A 15932-nucleotide genomic window follows, 5' to 3' on the forward strand; every position below is an offset into this window, starting at 1 on the left:
GGATCTCATCCCCGGGAAATTCGGGGCTAACGCTTTTGTCCCGGGGGCTCCGGCCGACGGGGGAGGGGCTCGGCGACGCGACGGACCCGCCCCCGCTCGGCTGCTGCGTCCTGACGCACGAAAGAGCCCCTCTCCGGTGAGGGAGAGGGGCTCAGGCCCTGGTGAGGGCGGTTGTGGCTGGGGCCGGGGTCGAACCGGCGACCTATCGCTTTTCAGGCGATCGCTCGTACCAACTGAGCTACCCAGCCACGAGGTTTCACGTGAAACCTCAGCGGTCCTGACGGGATTTGAACCCGCGGCCTCCACCTTGACAGGGTGGCGAGCACTCCAAACTGCTCCACAGGACCAAGCTTCGTACGACAGTGTCGCACAGGGTGGTGCGTGCCCCCAACGGGATTCGAACCCGTGCTACCGCCTTGAAAGGGCGGCGTCCTAGGCCGCTAGACGATGAGGGCTATCGGCCCGCCTGGGCGCTTCTCAGCGCGTCGGGGACGTGAGAAGCATATGGGATGGCGGGAGCTATCGCCAAAACGGTTTAGGGCGAGCTCGTGGGAGTGCCCTCCGCGGGGGTGCCGGGGGACGGGTTCGCACCGGGCTGGTTCTCCTCGGGCAGGTGACGGCTGACCTCGGCCGTCGTGAGACCGAGCCCGCCCAGTTCGATCTCGTCCCAGGCCTGGAGGTGGCGGGTGTCCCGGTCGAAGTAGAGGATCGACGCCTCGATGGGGTCGGGGTGCTTGCCCTCGATGGCGCGCAGTCCGCTGCCGCCCGTGGAGCCCTCGATGCGCAGCCGGGTGCCGTACGGCAGGACCTCCATCTCGTCGTGGTGCAGGTGGCCCGCCAGGGCCAGGGGGACCTCGCCGTCGACGCCGCGGGCCGCTGAGGGCTCGTGGGCGATGGCGATGTCCACCGGTGTGCCGGCGTCGCTCTGGTCGTGCAGGGCCGTGGCCAGGCGCGCACCGGCGAGTTCCTGGGACTGCTCTGCGCCGGCCTGCCCGGAGCGGTCGGGGGTGAACTGGGGGTCGCCGATGCCGGCGAAGCGCAGGCCCCTGATCGTCTCGGCCCGGCCGTCGTCCAGGACGTGCACGTTCTTCAGGCGTTCCATGTAGCGCTGGGTGATCATCGAGTCGTGGTTGCCGCGGACCCAGACGTAAGGGGCGCCGAGGTCTTCGATGGGGTCCAGGAAGCCGTTCTCGGCGGCTGTGCCGTGGTCCATGGTGTCGCCCGAGTCGACGATGACATCGACCTTGTACTGCTGCACGAGCGAGGCGATGATCTTCCAGCTCGCCGGGTTGAGGTGGATGTCGGAGACGTGCAGCACCCGGATGGTGGAGGGGTCGGGCGCGTAGGCAGGGAGTGTCGAGGTGGCGTCGTAGAGCTTGGTCACGTTGGTGACCAGACGGGCCAACTCCTTCTGGTAGACGTCGAACTCGGTGACGATGCTGCGGGCGTTGCCGACCAGGGAGGGGGCCGAGGTGAGCAGGCCCGAGAACTTGGGTTCGAGGACGGAGTCGGGGCGCCAGGTGGCGTAGGCGGTGCCGCCGGAGGCGGCGAGGAGGGTGAGGGCGAGGCCGCCGGCGGCCAGGGCCCGGCGGGGGCGGCGGTAGACGGCGAGCCCCAGGGCGGTGGCGCCGGTGACCACGGCGACGCCGGAGCGGAGGGCGACGTCGAGGGTGCCGCGGGTGACGTCCTGGGCGACCTCGTCCTGGAGGCCGGAGAGGCGTTCGGGGTGGTCGACGAGCGCTTGGGAGCGGTCGGGGTCGAGCTGGTCGACGTTGACGTCCAGGCGCACCGGAGCGATGTGGCTGTCCAGTTGGAGGGCGCCCAGGGGCGAGATGTTGATCTTGGTGCCGCCGGTGAAGGAGGGGCGCAGCGTCATGGTGGTGTTCATCGGGCCGACCGGGACCCGGACATTGCCCACGACCAGCAGTCCCAGCCAGGCGCCGAGGAGGACGACGGCCACGAGTCCCAGCGCGCGCGTCCAGGGGTGCGGCGGCGCCACGAGTGCGGTCGTCGGGGGTGCCTGACGGGAGCGGTAGCGGCGGGCCAGGGTGCGGGCGGCCCTGCGGATCGGGTTCAGGACACTCCGGGCTGCGGCGGGGACGCGGGGCATTGGTGCCCTATGCCCAGGTGTGCGGCCGGATATGCGACGCCGGGAGGCTCTCGTACGGCGGGCTCGTGGCCGACAATGGGCCTGTGCTGGAGATGACGCGTGAGGAGTTCGAGGAGCTGGTCGCCGAGGCGCTGGACCGGATCCCGCCGGAGTTGACCCGGTTGATGGACAACGTCGCGGTGTTCGTGGAGGACGAGCCGCCGGCGGACGACCCGGAGTTGCTCGGGCTGTACGAGGGGACGCCGTTGACCGACCGGGGCGAGTGGTACGCGGGTGTGCTGCCGGACCGGATCACCGTCTACCGGAATCCGACCCTGCGGATGTGCGACTCGAGGGAGGACGTCATCGCGGAGACGGAGATCACCGTGGTGCACGAGATCGCGCACCACTTCGGCATCGACGACGAGCGGCTTCACGCGCTGGGTTACGGCTGACGGGGTTGTGAATACGGGGCGCGTGTCCTCTTGCGCGCGGCGGGAGTTGAGGGTGTCGACTCCTCACCCGTTCCGGAGGTGGCCCCGTGCGCCCCTTGTACGTACCCGTCCGACTGGCCGCCACGGTCGTGGCCGTCGCCGCTGCCGCCGGCTGTATGAGTGTCGGTGACGACGGTGCGGGCGGGAGCGTCAAGCCGTCGCATTCCGCCGGGCAGCGTGGCGGCGAGGCGCCGGACGGCGGGCCGGCGGTGTCGGGCGGTGGCGGGTTCGGCGCCGCCGGGGCCGACGGTGAGCGGGAGCGCGGCAAGAGCCGGAAGGCCAAGAAGGGCAAGGGCGCGGGGGCGCGCGAGCCGGCGCCCCCCGAGGCGTCGCCGAGCGCCGACGCGAGCCCGTCGGCGCCGGGACGCGACAAGCCGGGAAAGCCGCCCCGGCCGACGCCGAAGCCGCCGGTGCCGCCGACGCCCACCCGGACGGCCGAGCCGGAGCCCACCCCCACGCCGCCGGAGCCGACGACCTCGCCGGAGCCGACCCCGGAGCCGTCGTCCTCGGCCCACGAGCCGCCGGGGACGCAGCTGGCGCAGCGGGAGCCGGCGCCGGAGGCGGGGTCACCGGCGTGAGACCCGGGACGCGCTGAGGGGCATGAATCCCGTGGGCCGGGGCGGGAACATTTCCGGGTGGGGGGTGGTTGCAGCCCTGGGGGAGCCGTCCGGCCACCGGATTGCTGCCCTCTGTCTCCTGCACAGTCCGGTTTGCCTTGAGGGGCCCGGAGTGCGTATGGTGGCAGATCGTTTGATCCCATCTTGCCCGGCGCCACTGCAGAGCGCGCCGTGTGGCGCGTACTCTCCCTTGCCGTGGTGGACCGCATTGAGGCGGTCGTATTGCGAATCGCGAATCACGGAGTTGACGGGCGCGTGCCGACTTGAGACTCCGGAAGGTTTCGCATTCGCATGTCCATCGCCAGTACTGATCACGTCGTCGTGCCCGAGAGCCCCGAGAACGAGGCCGTCGAGGACACCACCCCCGAGATCACCTTCACCGACCTCGGCCTGCCCGAGGGCATCGTGCGCAAGCTCGCGCAGAACGGTGTGACCAGCCCCTTCCCGATCCAGGCCGCGACCATCCCGGACGCCCTGGCCGGCAAGGACATCCTCGGCCGCGGCCGCACCGGCTCCGGCAAGACCCTGTCGTTCGGTCTGCCGACCCTGGCCACGCTGGCCGGCGGCCGGACCGAGAAGCACAAGCCGCGCGCCGTCATCCTGACGCCGACGCGTGAGCTCGCCATGCAGGTCGCCGACGCCCTCCAGCCCTACGGCGACGTCCTCGGCCTGAAGATGAAGGTCGTCTGCGGCGGTACGTCGATGGGCAACCAGATCTACGCCCTGGAGCGCGGCGTCGACATCCTCGTCGCCACCCCGGGCCGGCTGCGCGACATCATCAACCGCGGCGCCTGCTCGCTGGAGAACGTGCAGATCGCCGTTCTCGACGAGGCCGACCAGATGTCCGACCTGGGCTTCCTGCCCGAGGTCACCGAGCTGCTGGACCAGGTCCCGGCGGGCGGTCAGCGCATGCTGTTCTCGGCAACGATGGAGAACGAGATCTCCACGCTGGTCAAGCGTTACCTGACCGACCCGGTCACGCACGAGGTCGACAGCGCCCAGGGCAACGTCACGACCATGTCGCACCACATCCTCATCGTGAAGCCCAAGGACAAGGCGCCGGTCACCGCCGCCATCGCCTCCCGCAAGGGCCGCACGATCATCTTCGTCCGCACCCAGCTGGGCGCCGACCGTATCGCCGAGCAGCTCTGCGACTCCGGTGTGAAGGCGGACGCGCTGCACGGCGGTATGACGCAGGGCGCGCGTACCCGTGTGCTGGAGGACTTCAAGAAGGGCTACGTCAACGCGCTCGTCGCGACCGACGTCGCCGCCCGCGGTATCCACGTCGACGGCATCGACCTGGTGCTGAACGTGGACCCTGCCGGCGATCACAAGGACTACCTGCACCGCGCCGGCCGTACGGCCCGCGCCGGCCGCACCGGCACGGTCGTCTCGCTGTCGCTGCCGCACCAGCGGCGCCAGATCTTCCGGCTGATGGAGGACGCGGGCGTCGACGCCACGCGCCACATCATCCAGGGCGCCGGCGCCTTCGACCCGGAGGTCGCCGAGATCACCGGCGCCCGGTCGATGACCGAGGTCCAGGCCGAGTCCGTGGGCAACGCCGCGCAGCAGGCCGAGCGTGAGGTCGCGGCGCTCACCAAGGAGCTGGAGCGGGCGCAGCGGCGCGCGAACGAGCTGCGCGAGGAGGCCGACCGGCTGCTCGCCCGGGTCGCGCGCGAGCGGGGCGAGGAGCCCGCGGCCGTGGTGGCCGCCGGCGAGGCCGGCGAGGTGCCGGCCGGCGTCGAGGTGTCGGTGCCCGAGCAGCCGACCGCCAAGGACGTCGAGCGCGAGGAGCGCCCCGAGTCCTCAGCCCCGTACGAGCGCCGGGAGCGGCGTGAGGACCGCGGCGGCTTCCGCCGGGACGACCGTGGTGAGCGCGGCGGTGACCGTGGCGGCCGTTCCTTCGAGCGTCGTGACGACCGCGGGGGCCGTTCGTTCGAGCGTCGTGACGACCGCGGGGCCGGGGGCCGTTCGTTCGAGCGTCGTGACGACCGGGGTGGCTTCAACCGCGACCGTGACCGGGACCGTGGCGGCCGTTCCTTCGACCGTGACCGTGGTGAGCGCGGTGGCTTCCGCCGTGACGACCGGAGCGGTGAGCGCGGCGAGCGCGGTGGCTTCCGCCGGGACGACCGTGGTGAGCGCGGCGGTGACCGTGGCGGCCGTTCCTTCGAGCGTCGTGACGACCGCGGGGCCGGGGGCCGTCCGTTCGAGCGTCGTGACGACCGGGGCGGCTTCAACCGCGACCATGACCGCGGCGGTTTCCGCCGGGACGAGCGCACCGGTCACCGGGGCAGCGACCGTCCCTTCAACCGGGATCGCCGTGACGACCGTCCGGGGTTCCGCTCCGGCGGGCACGACCGCCCCAACGGCCGTCGTGACGACCACCGCGGTGGCGGCTCCTTCCAGCGCCGCGAGGACAAGCCGCGCTGGAAGCGCAACGGCTGACATGAGCGCATGAGGAGCGCCGTGGCCCCGTCCCGACGGGCGGGCCACGGCGCTTCGTCGTTCCCCCGGGCCGCGCGTGGCGCGCGCGGCCGCCCCAACCGGGCGGTCCGCAGCCCCGATCGGCCCTGTTCGTCCCTCCGGCGGGGCCGATGGGACCGATACCCGATCAAAGACGCGGCGTCGTCCGGCTATGCTCGTGGGGGCGACAACGCCTGGGCCCTTAGCTCAATTGGCAGAGCAGTGGACTTTTAATCCATTGGTTGTGGGTTCGAGTCCCACAGGGCCTACCGGTGGTGGTCGGGGGATATGACCTCTGACCTGCGGTGCAGCGTCCGGGTCGGCTTCGGTCGGCTCGGGCGCTGACTGGTTTTCAGCCCGTGCGTGAGCGGATGCGCCCCTGGCCCGCGGCTCGGCTACGGCCTATGAGGTTCGGAACCGGACACGGACCGCACGCGGCCCTCCTCGTGCACGGCGGTGGTGCGGCCGGCCAGGGTGAGCACGTTTTCGAGGCGCCCGGCACGGGGCGCGGGCGTTCTTCGCTGATGATCAGGCGTACGCCTGTGGACCAGCCGTCCCGCACCTCAGCGGCGAGTTCGGAGCCCCGGCCGCACATTGCGGATCTCACCGTTCAGGTCGACGGCTGGTGTCCAGGCCGAGGCGCGGACCTGAGGACAGCAACGTGGATGGCGTCGGTGATGGCCTTGCCGACGGAATGCGATACCACCGTCCGCGCTGGGCGAGTCAGGCCACGAACTCGTGCGGTGCAGTTTTCTGCAGTTCTACCTGCATCAAGTTGCAGCGAGAATCCTTGCGCCCCCGATGATCTCTCTGGGAATATTCACTACGTTAGAAGTCGCGGTCCGGGGGGAAATGTGGAGTATTCAATACTGGTGCCATTCCTGCCGCGCCGATCAGAGCAGGTTCTTCCCTTTGCGGCGTTGGTCGAATGGACGGGGGCGAGCAGGCTCTGGCAGGGGCAAAGCCTGCTGATGGAACCCTTCCAGACGTTTTCCGCCGTTGCGGGTGCGGGCTTCCGGGTGCCGACTGGGCTTGGAGTGACTCTGATGCCGCTGCGGCATCCGTTCGAGGCAGCTCACAAGGTCAAGACCCTGGCGATGGCGACCGGCAAGGACGTCGTGGCCGGCTTCGGACCGGGCGCGAAAACGTTCCAGCAGAGTCTGCTCGGCTCTCCCTACCGAAGCCAGCTCACGGCGGTCCGTGAATACATGACGGTGGTTCGAGGGCTGCTCAGCGGCGATCCGGTCGACTTCGACGGTGAGTACTACTCCTGCCATGCGGGGATGGGCCCGGTCATGTCACCGCCCGTGCGCCTCGGACTCGGAGTGCTGCGTCCCGGCATGGCCCGCCTCGCGGGCGAGGTCGCCGATGTGGCGGTCACCTGGCTCACGCCGGCGGCCTACCTCGACGGTGTCGTCCGCCCCGCGTTGCGGGAGGGGGCGGCCACCGCAGGCCGGTCCGTGCCCCGGATCACCGCGATGGTGCCCGTGGCTCTGGAACGCTCCGACCGGGATGTCTCCGATTTCGTACTGGCAAGCAATTCCGCACACATGCAGGCGCCTCACTACCTTGACATGCTCGGAAAGGCAGGCATTGATTTTTCCGAGCTCGATTCGCGAGCGGCTGCACGGCTCATGGCGGACTCCGGTGCATTCCTTTATGGAAATATCGATCAGGTCGTCAAGCATCTCGATGAGTATCGTGATGCCGGGGTCGATGAAATCGTGCTGAACCTCACAGGTGTCTGCCGGCTCTACGGCGTGAATGCCGCAATGGACGACTTGAAGCAGATTCTCGCCGCGGTAGGCGCGTATCGGAGGGACTCAGGTGAATGAGGAACTGATCGCCCGGGTGGGGCGCCATCTGCGCTCCTGGGTCACCGGCCGCCCGTCGGCCGGTGGCACTCCGGGGCCGGAGTCCGCCACCGTTGTGCTCGAGGATCCGGCCTGTCTCGATGCGCTGCTCGGCTCCGATGCCGTGGGGCCGCAGACGCTGGTCCTCGCCCCCGGGGTACGGGACGGTGAGGACGGCAGGTCCGGTGCCACCGTCGTGGGGTACGAGGGATCGCTGAGCGGGTCTGAGGGCGACGCGTCGGTCGGTGACGTTCTGTTCCTCCAGATCCAGGACTACGGCGTCAGCCCTTACATGTCGCTGCTCGGCACGACGCTCGTGCGGATGGCCGGCGACATCGACTTCGAGATGTTCCTCGCGGACGCCGACGCCGCCAAGGCGGAGGGCAGGTTTGCGCCCTTCGCAGTCAGCCCGGCCGTACAGATCGCAGACCTTTCCGCGCTCGGGGGCCATGTTCCGGGCGACGGACCGGGCACCAGGCTCTACGTGGACCGAGACGGAGGTGTCTCCGTCTCGCCGCAGGGACTGCGGCTGGGGACCGCCGGAGATTCAGCCGCGGCCCTGCACTCGGCATGGCAGCGCCTGAACGCGGCAAGCGACGTGGGTGGCGCGGTGCCGCTCGGCGCGGCCGTGGCGGAGGAGGTGCGCGGCCCCGCCGTGCGCCGAAGGCCTTGGCTTGCCCGCTATCTGGCCACGCTGGACCTGCTGCGCGACCTCCAGACGCGTGGGATCACCGAGCCCAGGGTCTCGGGCTTCGGCTGCCGGCTTGTATCCGGGCTCGATGCGGTCGAAGGGGCCTCGGACACCGACGATCCGGGGGCGCCGTTCCTCTGCTGGACGTCGGACAAGGCGTACGTCAGGGTCCCGGGTGTCGACCGGACCTTCCAGCTCGGTCGACGCGCGGCGGAGACCACGGAGATGCTGCTGGTTCTCGGAAGCGCCGAAGCCGTGGAGGAGCACGCGGAACGGAACGCCGCGAAGACGGGAAGCGGATCGGCGGACCGGGCTGCGGTCGAGCGGGTACTCGCCTTCTTCGCCGACAAGGGAGTCTCGCTGGTTCCGGGTGCTCCCGTCCTGGAGGCGTCCGCATGACGACGACGGAAGCCGCGGCGCTCCCCGGGCTGGCCGGCCAGATCCTGGCCGGGTACGGAGACCGAGTCAGCCTGCACGACCTGTACGACGAGGCGGGTGCTTCGGTCTATCACGACCTGGCGGCCACCGACACCACCGAGATCAGAGAACTGCTGCGGTCGGTCCGTGCCTGTCATGGCCCGGTGCTGGAACTCGCCGCCGGTTCCGGCCGGCTGACGCTGCCGCTGCTCGCGCTGGGCCGGGAGGTCACGGCCCTGGAGCTCAAGGAAAGCATGGTGGCCCTGCTCCACGAGCGGCTCGCCGAGGCCCCGGCAGGTGTCAGGGGACGGTGCACCGTCGTGCAGGGTGACATGTCCGCATTCGAACTCGGCAGCACCTACGCCGTTGTGGTGCTCGGCACCACGTCCATCTCACTGCTCGACGCAGAAGGCCGGGCCGGACTCTACGCGGCTGTGCGGGCCCATCTCCGGCCCGGCGGGAGGTTCCTGCTGTCCACTGTCGACGTGGCCGTCACCCACGGGGATGACCTGGACCTCGAGGCCGCGGGTGCCAGCGGCCGACGCTACCGGATGATCGAACACTGGCGGGCCGGGCAAGAAGCCCGCAAGGTCACCATCCTGCCGGCCCAGCGGGAAACGCCGGAGGACGGACCGGTGCTGGTGCTCACCACGTCCATCCGGGTCCTGCCCCCCGACGACCTTGCGCGGGAACTGGCTTCCGCGGGGCTGCGTGTCGTGGCGCGTCATCCACTGCCCGCCGCCTCCCCCCGCCACACCGGTGTGCTGCTCGAGGCGGAGGCCGTCTGATGTCCACCGAACTTTGGCCCTCGCTGCTCGAACCCCGCCTGCACGGAGCCGATGAGCTGTGCGCCGTGTCGGCCGAGGGCGTCAGGATCCGCTTCGAGGACGGCCGTGAACTGCTCTGCGGTGCCAGCGGGCTGTGGAACGTGAACCTCGGCTACGGTAACGAGGCGATCGCCCAAGCCTGTGCGGACGCCTTGCGTGACGCCTCCTATCTGTCGGTGTTCCGCTACGAGAACATCTACGCCAGGCGTGCTGCGCGGGCGCTGGTCGAGGCGGCAGGGGCGGAGCACTACGGCCGGTGCGTCTTCTCGACCTCCGGCGGTGCCGCCAACGACTTGGTGATGAAGCTGGCCAGGCACTACCACGCGCTGCGCGGCGAAGGCATGCGCAAGCTCGTGGTGGGTCTCCGCGACAGCTATCACGGGCTGACCTTCGGGGGGTTCGCACTCACCGGCGAGAATCTCGGCCAGGCCGTGTACGGCGTCGACCAACGGTTCGTCAGGCATGTGACACCCAACGCGGGCGAAGAAATCGCCCGATTGGTGGCCCAGCAGGGAAGCCGGATCGCGGCAGTGGTGGTGGAACCCGTTCTTGGCAGCGGTGCGGTGCCCCTCACCCCGGAGTACGTGGAGACGCTGCTCGAACTCAGAGACCGCCACGGTTTCCTTCTCGTTGCCGACGAGGTCGCCACCGGCTTCGGCCGTACCGGTGACTTCTTCGCCTCACAGCGGTGGCCGGCGCCTCCGGATCTGCTGATCACGTCCAAGGGGCTGACCAACGGCACGCATGCGGCGGCGGCCGTACTGATGCCTCAAGCCCTCGCTGAACCCTTCGACGCGGCGGGTGACGTGTTCGTCCATGGGGAGACCCAAGCCGGGACACCCGTCACCTGCGCGGCGATCCTCGCCACGGTGGAGGAGATGCGGCGGCTCGACGCGGTCGCCTCGGCGCGACGACTCTCAGCCCTTCTGGACAAGGCACTGGAGGACCTGGTCGCCACCGAACCGCTGGTCTCGGCCACCACAGGCATCGGCTGCTTCCGGTCCATTCGGCTGAGCACGCCTGAGGGAGACCCACTGCCGCAGCAGGAGGTGCCGGAGGTCGTCGCCGCGATCCGCAGAGCCGGCGCGCTGGTCCACCCCAGCGTCAACGGGGTGCAGATCCTTCCCGCACTGATCTACACCGACGACGAACTCACCGAGCTCCTGCACTGCGTGCGCCTCGGAGTGAGGGCACACGCCCGGGACCGTGCCGGGCTCGGCAGTGAGGCCGAGGCGGTCTGAATGGATGCGGTGTGGAATCTGAGCAGCAGACGCCTCACTCAGGTGGCCTACGGGATCAGCGGACTGGCCAAGTGGCTGCCCCTCCACGAGGGACGGACCGTGACCCTGCTCGCGGACCCGGCTGTCGCCGACTCGGAGGCCGTGGATCAAGTGGCCACATGCGCGGCGTGGGCGGGACGGTCGGTGGAGCGGCTGGTACTGGACGGCCCCGGCACGCTGGAGAGCGTGACGGCGCTGGCCGAACGGCTCTGTGACAGCGAACTCGTCCTGGCGGTCGGCGGGGGAACACTGCTCGACCAGGCCAAGTTGGCCGTGCTGATGAGCGCGGCCCCCGTAGTGCGCGACAGGCTGGCAGTGCGGCAGCGCAGCGGTCTGGTGCTGCTACCGGCTGAGGCGGAACCGAAGATCCCCTTGATCACGGTGCCGACCACGGTGGGCACCGGCAGTGAGCTGAGCGGTGGCGCCTGCCTCGCGGGCTCACAGGGCAAACGCTTGGTGCTCGGTAACGGGTTGCAGCCGGATGTCGCGGTGCTCGACCCTGTCGCCACCCGGACACTGCCCGTGGAACTCCTCGCGGAAGGCGTCCTCGAAGTGTTCTTTCGGGTGGCCGGCATGTACGTGGGGGATCCGCAGGACCTCCCCTCGGAGGACGCCTTCGCGTTGACGCTCATCGAGCGACTGGTCGTTCTGGGGGCTGAGCTGGCGTCCGTCCGCCAGGCAGGCGAAGTCCCTGGCGATCTGCTGCGCCTGGAGATCGCCAAGCTCAGCGGTCTGAGCCACAGCCAGTGGTTCAATCTCGGCCGTGATCCGTGCGCCTGCAAGGGCTGGTACCTGGCCAACGAGCTCTCCACCGGTCTGGGTCTCCGCAAGATGACGGCCGCGGCCGCGGTGCTGCCGTCCCTGTGGCAGCGGATCGCGGAAGGCGACGTCCGCTGGGGTTCTGCCCGTCGGCTACGGCGGCTCTGGGAGGCCGTAGCCATGGCCCACCGGCCGGCACTGCCCGCGGACCCGGTCGAGGGCGTCGCGGCTCTGCTGGACGCCTGGCGGATCGAGCGCGGTATCGAGGCGACCGTGGAGCGGACGGACCGGATCGCCCGGGCCACGATGCGCGCGTGGGGTGATGGCCTGCCCACCTTGGGTGCCCTCACTCTCGCCGATGTCCGGCGGGTGATGGCCGAGGCCGTCAGGCAGCCACAGCCCGCCGCGTGACGGCGTACCGAGAGGGCGTCATCACACACCACAGACTTCCGTCGGCGTCCGCTGACGGACGGCCCGCGACACCACGGGAGGGGGGAAACAACAATGCAGACTGCGAACAAGAACAGCGTCGTGTCCGCACCTCTGGAGCTGGCTCTGCAGGAGCTGGAGGCCCAGCAGCTCGACATGCAGGAGCTGGAGGCGCTCGACGCCCCGGACTTCAGCTGGAGCGCTGCGGCTAGCGCCATCGGCGGCCTGAGCGCAGGAGGCGTCATCTCTTACGTCTCCATCGTCACGCTGGCGACCTGATCCGGAGGGCCGCCGCCGCTGAGCGGAGTGGCCCTGCGGAAGCACATGTCGAAGACCCCTTGAAGGAGGTGAAAGAAATGAAGGAGAACATCAACCCCGCTCTGGAGCTGGCCATGCAGGAACTGGCCATGGAGGAGCTGGAGGGCATGGAGGCGCCTGACTGGTGGGACAGCTTCCTCGCAAGCACCGCCATCTCGGCCGGTGTCAGCGCTGCCTACAGCACTGTCGCCGTCACCTCTGTCATCGCGACCTGACCGGTCGGACGCCTGACGGACGAAGCCCTGTTCCGGATGCTGGCCATTAGCATCCGGAACAGGGCCGCACCAATGAATATACGTGCGGCTCCGAGCCGCAGAGGAGAGATACCCGATGCCTCAAGCACCTTCTCGCGGCAATGTCCGGTTCCTCGTGACCTTCGGGCTCGTCGCTGCTGTGGCCGCCCCCGGGGTGGTTTACGCCCTCACTGAGGGTCCGGCCCGCACCAGAGGGCTGCTCATCTGCGTCGGGATCGAGTTGGCGCTCATCGTCTGTGTCGGCCTGTACCTCCGTGCGAGGGGGCGGGCCGGGGCGTGACCGACATCGTCGACATCACGGGACTCACGAAGCGCTACGGCGAAATGACCGCGGTCGAGGACGTGTCCTTCACCGTCCGGCCGGGTCGAGTGGTGGGACTCCTCGGGCGCAACGGGGCCGGGAAGACGACGACCTTGCGGATGCTGCTGGGTCTCGCGCGTCCGACCTCGGGCGGCGCTACGATCTTCGGTCACCCCTATGCTCAACTGCCCCGCGCGGCGCACCGGGTGGGAGTCAGTATCGACGGGATCGGCCCTTCCGGCGCGGGTTCCGGGCGAAGTGACTTGCGGATCTGGGCCAAGGCTCTCGGCCTCTCTCGTACGAGGGTGGACGACGTCCTCGAACAGGTAGGGCTCGCCGCGGACGCCCACCGCAATCTCCGCGACTATTCCCAGGGCATGCGGCAGCGGCACGCCCTGGCGACCGCCTTGCTCGCTGACCCCGAACTGCTCATCCTGGACGAACCTTCCAACGGGCTCGACCCCGACGGCATCCGCTGGCTCCGGGAGCTTCTGCGGTCACTCGCAGAGGAAGGGCGCACCGTGCTGGTCTCCAGCCACATCCTGGCGGAGGTTGAGCAAGTGGCCGACGACATCGTCATCCTTCAGAAGACGCTGCGCTACAGCGGCACGGCCGCCGACCTGACGCAGAACGGCGAGGTCAGCCTGGAGAGCCGCTTCTTCGACCTGGTGGGACCCGCGGTGAAGGAGAACGCGCATGCTTGACCTGGTCGGAGCCGAGTGGCGCAAAATCTGGACCGGGCGGGCCTGGTGGGCCGTGGCCGCCGCCGCCGTGCTGATGTGTGTGATGGCCGATGCCGGCTTCCTGCAGCAGGAGATCGCCAAGGCTCCGGAGGGCGGCAGCACCCGCGAGATCACATCCACCCTGGTGCAGGGCTGGTTCATGGTCGAACTCGCCGCCGCGGTGGTCGCCATGCTCGCGGTCACCCGAGAGTTCGGAAACGGCGCCATCAGCAGGTCGGTTCTGCTGAGCGGAGGGAGAGGCCGGCTGCTCGCGGCCAAGCTGATCGCCGCTGTCGGCTGCGGCACGGTGTTCGCCATGGGGGCCGGTGTGCTGGCCGCTGCCAGCCCGTGGGTGTTCCTGGCCGGGCGCGCGCAGGAGCCCGAGTGGACGGCGACCACCACCTGGACGCTGCTCGGGGTGATGCTGGTCATCGTGGTGGGCGCCGTGTGGGGCGCATTGCTCGGGTTGCTCGTCCGGCAGCAGGTCGCCGCCCTTCTCGTCCTGCTGATCAGCACCTGGCTCGTCGGGGAGGGCCTGCTGCGGATCCTCCCGGAGATCGGCAGGTTCACCATTGACGAGGCCATGGCGTCCGTGTACCGGGGCGGCAATGAGGATCTGCTGCCGATCCCATGGGCACTGGTGGTTCTCGCGGCGTGGATCGTCGTGGGCACGATCGCTGCCCGGACGCTGTTCCTGCGCAGGGACCTACCGTGAGACCGACCCTGAACCGGCCGCAGGTGGACACGACTTCGGCGTCCTTGCCCGAGTGTCCGCGCCTGGCGCCGGACGTGCGGGTTCACGAGCCGATCGAGAGCGGCGCTCCCTGGCTCGTCCAGTCGGGGACGCAGCGCTACCTACGGGTGACCGCCGGCATGGCGAAGCTCCTGAGCCTTGCCGACGGTACTCGCAACGCTGAGGCCATGGCGAGGGAGCTCGGCGATCCCTGGACCGTCGAGCTGGTGGGCGAGGGGCTGGTGCGCGCGCAGCGCACCCAGCTTCTTGAGGACGCGGAGCGCAAACCTCGCCGGGACCGGAGAATCACCTTCGTCCCACCGCTCACCGTCCAGTTCACTCTGGTGCGTCCGGAACGCATGCTGAGCAGGTTTCGCCCGCTCACCGCACCTCTGGCACACCGTGGTTGGGCGGTCGTCGCAGCAGTCCTTGCCGTGGCGGGACTGCTGTGTCTCATCGCCCAGGCCGAGGCGACCTTGGATGCCTTGGCCGAGCCGATCTCCACGTCGACGCTGATCGCGCTGATTGTCGTCACGTACTGCGGCACCATGCTGCACGAGCTCTCGCACGGCCTGGTGCTGAGCCACTACGGTGGCAGGCCCAGCCGCATGGGCTTCATGCTCTTCTACCTGACGCCTGCGTTCTTCTGTGACGTGACCGACGGGTGGCGGCTGCCGAAGAACCGCCAGCGCGTACGTGTCGCACTGGCCGGCATCGCCACTCAGGCGGTCATAGCCGGCCTCGCCGGCGTCGGCTCCGTCGTCGTGGCGGCGGCAGGCGGCAGCCCCGCGCTGCGGGATGTTCTGCTGCTCCTCACGGTGACCAACTACGTCTCCGGGTTCTTCAACGCCATACCGTTCGTCAAACTGGACGGTTACCTGGCGCTCATGAGCCACCTGGACATCTCCCATCTGCGGGACCGCTCCATGACGGACGCGCGTCGGTTCGTCGCCAGGCTGCTGTTCGGCGGACGCTATGAGCGTGCGCTGCCCGGGATCGACTGGGCACCGCTGTTCGGTGTGGCGTGCATGCTGTTTCCGTTGTACGTCGTGAGCATGGCCTTCACGCTCTGGGGCTCGCTCCTTGAGAGCACGGGCATGGTGGGCGCCGTCGTCGTCTCCGTCGCTGTCGGCTACCTGATGCTGCGCGTCTACGTCGGCGCCCTCAAACTGGATGCGGAGGCCCGGACCGCCGGAGCGCCGCTTTGGCGGCGCTTGACTGCCTCTGTGGCGGGGGTCGCAGCCGTGGCGGCAGTCATGTTGGGTGTGTCCGTGCCGTACACCGTCACCGGTGGCTTCGTGGTGGAGCAGGGCCGGACGCTCTTCGTGTCGACCGGCACGACCGACCGGGGTGCTGTCCAGCCCGGCGCCGAGGTGCGTCTGCTGAGCGGGGGTGCCGTACTGCAGAAGCAGTTGGGCACAGCTTCGGTGACTTCCACCGATTTCGTCGACCTGTCGGTGCCGATCTCTGCCTTCGTCCCGGTGAAGGGCCTCGACTCGGTACGGGTGCCGGCCACAGGGATTGCCCTCGACGGCGGACGGCTGCCCTCGGGGACCACGGGCCAAGCCGTGGTGAGCGCAGGCGAGCGGCGCTTGGGTGACTGGCTTTACCTGAAGTATCTGGCGCCCTTCTGGCGCTGATCCCCGCCTGCCACTTTTGATCTCCGTACTTCCGAAGGCGGTTGA

General features: G+C 69.5%; 14 protein-coding genes and 4 tRNA genes. 14 read left to right on the forward strand and 4 right to left on the reverse strand.

Annotated features, from left to right (window positions below; translation table 11 throughout):
- Window positions 1-174 precede the first annotated feature (174 nt).
- The 4 genes from AC0665_RS16745 to AC0665_RS16760 form a co-directional block, all read right to left on the reverse strand.
- Window positions 175-248, reverse strand: a tRNA-Phe gene (locus AC0665_RS16745).
- A gap of 24 nt (window positions 249-272) precedes the next feature.
- Window positions 273-347, reverse strand: a tRNA-Asp gene (locus AC0665_RS16750).
- Window positions 348-382: 35 nt separating this feature from the next.
- Window positions 383-455, reverse strand: a tRNA-Glu gene (locus tag AC0665_RS16755).
- An 80-nt stretch (window positions 456-535) separates the two neighbouring features.
- The gene (locus AC0665_RS16760; protein ID WP_478602864.1) at window positions 536-2110 is read right to left on the reverse strand and encodes a metallophosphoesterase family protein; all 1575 of its coding nucleotides are present in this window, start codon (window positions 2108-2110) and stop codon (window positions 536-538) included.
- 83 nt (window positions 2111-2193) lie between these two features.
- On the opposite strand from AC0665_RS16760, the gene AC0665_RS16765 reads away from it, so the two are divergent.
- The 14 genes from AC0665_RS16765 to mpaP all read left to right on the forward strand — a co-directional run bounded on the left by AC0665_RS16765 (window position 2194) and on the right by mpaP (window position 15887).
- Window positions 2194-2544, forward strand: a complete 351-nt coding sequence (locus AC0665_RS16765) for a metallopeptidase family protein (protein WP_478705234.1) — start codon at window positions 2194-2196, stop codon at window positions 2542-2544.
- An 86-nt stretch (window positions 2545-2630) separates the two neighbouring features.
- Entirely contained in the window at window positions 2631-3161 is a 531-nt protein-coding gene (locus AC0665_RS16770; RefSeq protein WP_468407765.1) for a hypothetical protein, read from the forward strand.
- 330 nt (window positions 3162-3491) lie between these two features.
- Window positions 3492-5645, forward strand: coding sequence for a DEAD/DEAH box helicase (locus AC0665_RS16775; RefSeq protein ID WP_478508526.1), 2154 nt, complete (start codon window positions 3492-3494; stop codon window positions 5643-5645).
- A 214-nt stretch (window positions 5646-5859) separates the two neighbouring features.
- Window positions 5860-5932: transfer RNA gene (locus AC0665_RS16780), tRNA-Lys, on the forward strand.
- A gap of 597 nt (window positions 5933-6529) precedes the next feature.
- On the forward strand, window positions 6530-7498 hold the full coding sequence (locus tag AC0665_RS16785; protein WP_478508570.1) for an LLM class flavin-dependent oxidoreductase: 969 nt from the start codon (window positions 6530-6532) through the stop codon (window positions 7496-7498).
- The gene (gene mpaB, locus AC0665_RS16790) at window positions 7491-8606 is read left to right on the forward strand and encodes a daptide biosynthesis RiPP recognition protein (protein WP_478602860.1); all 1116 of its coding nucleotides are present in this window, start codon (window positions 7491-7493) and stop codon (window positions 8604-8606) included. The genes AC0665_RS16785 and mpaB overlap by 8 nt, the downstream gene beginning before the upstream one ends.
- Entirely contained in the window at window positions 8603-9412 is an 810-nt protein-coding gene (gene mpaM, locus AC0665_RS16795; protein WP_478508528.1) for a daptide-type RiPP biosynthesis methyltransferase, read from the forward strand. Before mpaB ends, mpaM begins: the two co-directional genes overlap by 4 nt.
- The gene (mpaD, locus tag AC0665_RS16800; RefSeq protein WP_468407755.1) at window positions 9412-10692 is read left to right on the forward strand and encodes a daptide-type RiPP biosynthesis aminotransferase; all 1281 of its coding nucleotides are present in this window, start codon (window positions 9412-9414) and stop codon (window positions 10690-10692) included. The genes mpaM and mpaD overlap by 1 nt, the downstream gene beginning before the upstream one ends.
- On the forward strand, window positions 10693-11901 hold the full coding sequence (gene mpaC, locus AC0665_RS16805; RefSeq protein ID WP_478705235.1) for a daptide-type RiPP biosynthesis dehydogenase: 1209 nt from the start codon (window positions 10693-10695) through the stop codon (window positions 11899-11901).
- 120 nt (window positions 11902-12021) lie between these two features.
- Window positions 12022-12198, forward strand: coding sequence for a daptide-type RiPP (locus AC0665_RS16810; RefSeq protein ID WP_478508531.1), 177 nt, complete (start codon window positions 12022-12024; stop codon window positions 12196-12198).
- 77 nt (window positions 12199-12275) lie between these two features.
- Entirely contained in the window at window positions 12276-12452 is a 177-nt protein-coding gene (locus tag AC0665_RS16815; RefSeq protein WP_468407750.1) for a daptide-type RiPP, read from the forward strand.
- A 315-nt stretch (window positions 12453-12767) separates the two neighbouring features.
- Window positions 12768-13496, forward strand: a complete 729-nt coding sequence (locus tag AC0665_RS16820) for an ABC transporter ATP-binding protein (RefSeq protein WP_478705236.1) — start codon at window positions 12768-12770, stop codon at window positions 13494-13496.
- Complete coding sequence (locus AC0665_RS16825) at window positions 13489-14229, forward strand: ABC transporter permease (protein ID WP_478508532.1); 741 nt, start codon at window positions 13489-13491, stop codon at window positions 14227-14229. Before AC0665_RS16820 ends, AC0665_RS16825 begins: the two co-directional genes overlap by 8 nt.
- Complete coding sequence (gene mpaP, locus AC0665_RS16830) at window positions 14226-15887, forward strand: daptide biosynthesis intramembrane metalloprotease (RefSeq protein ID WP_478508533.1); 1662 nt, start codon at window positions 14226-14228, stop codon at window positions 15885-15887. The genes AC0665_RS16825 and mpaP overlap by 4 nt, the downstream gene beginning before the upstream one ends.
- Window positions 15888-15932 lie beyond the last annotated feature (45 nt).

The organism is Streptomyces sp. NPDC043685 (genome assembly GCF_056436585.1).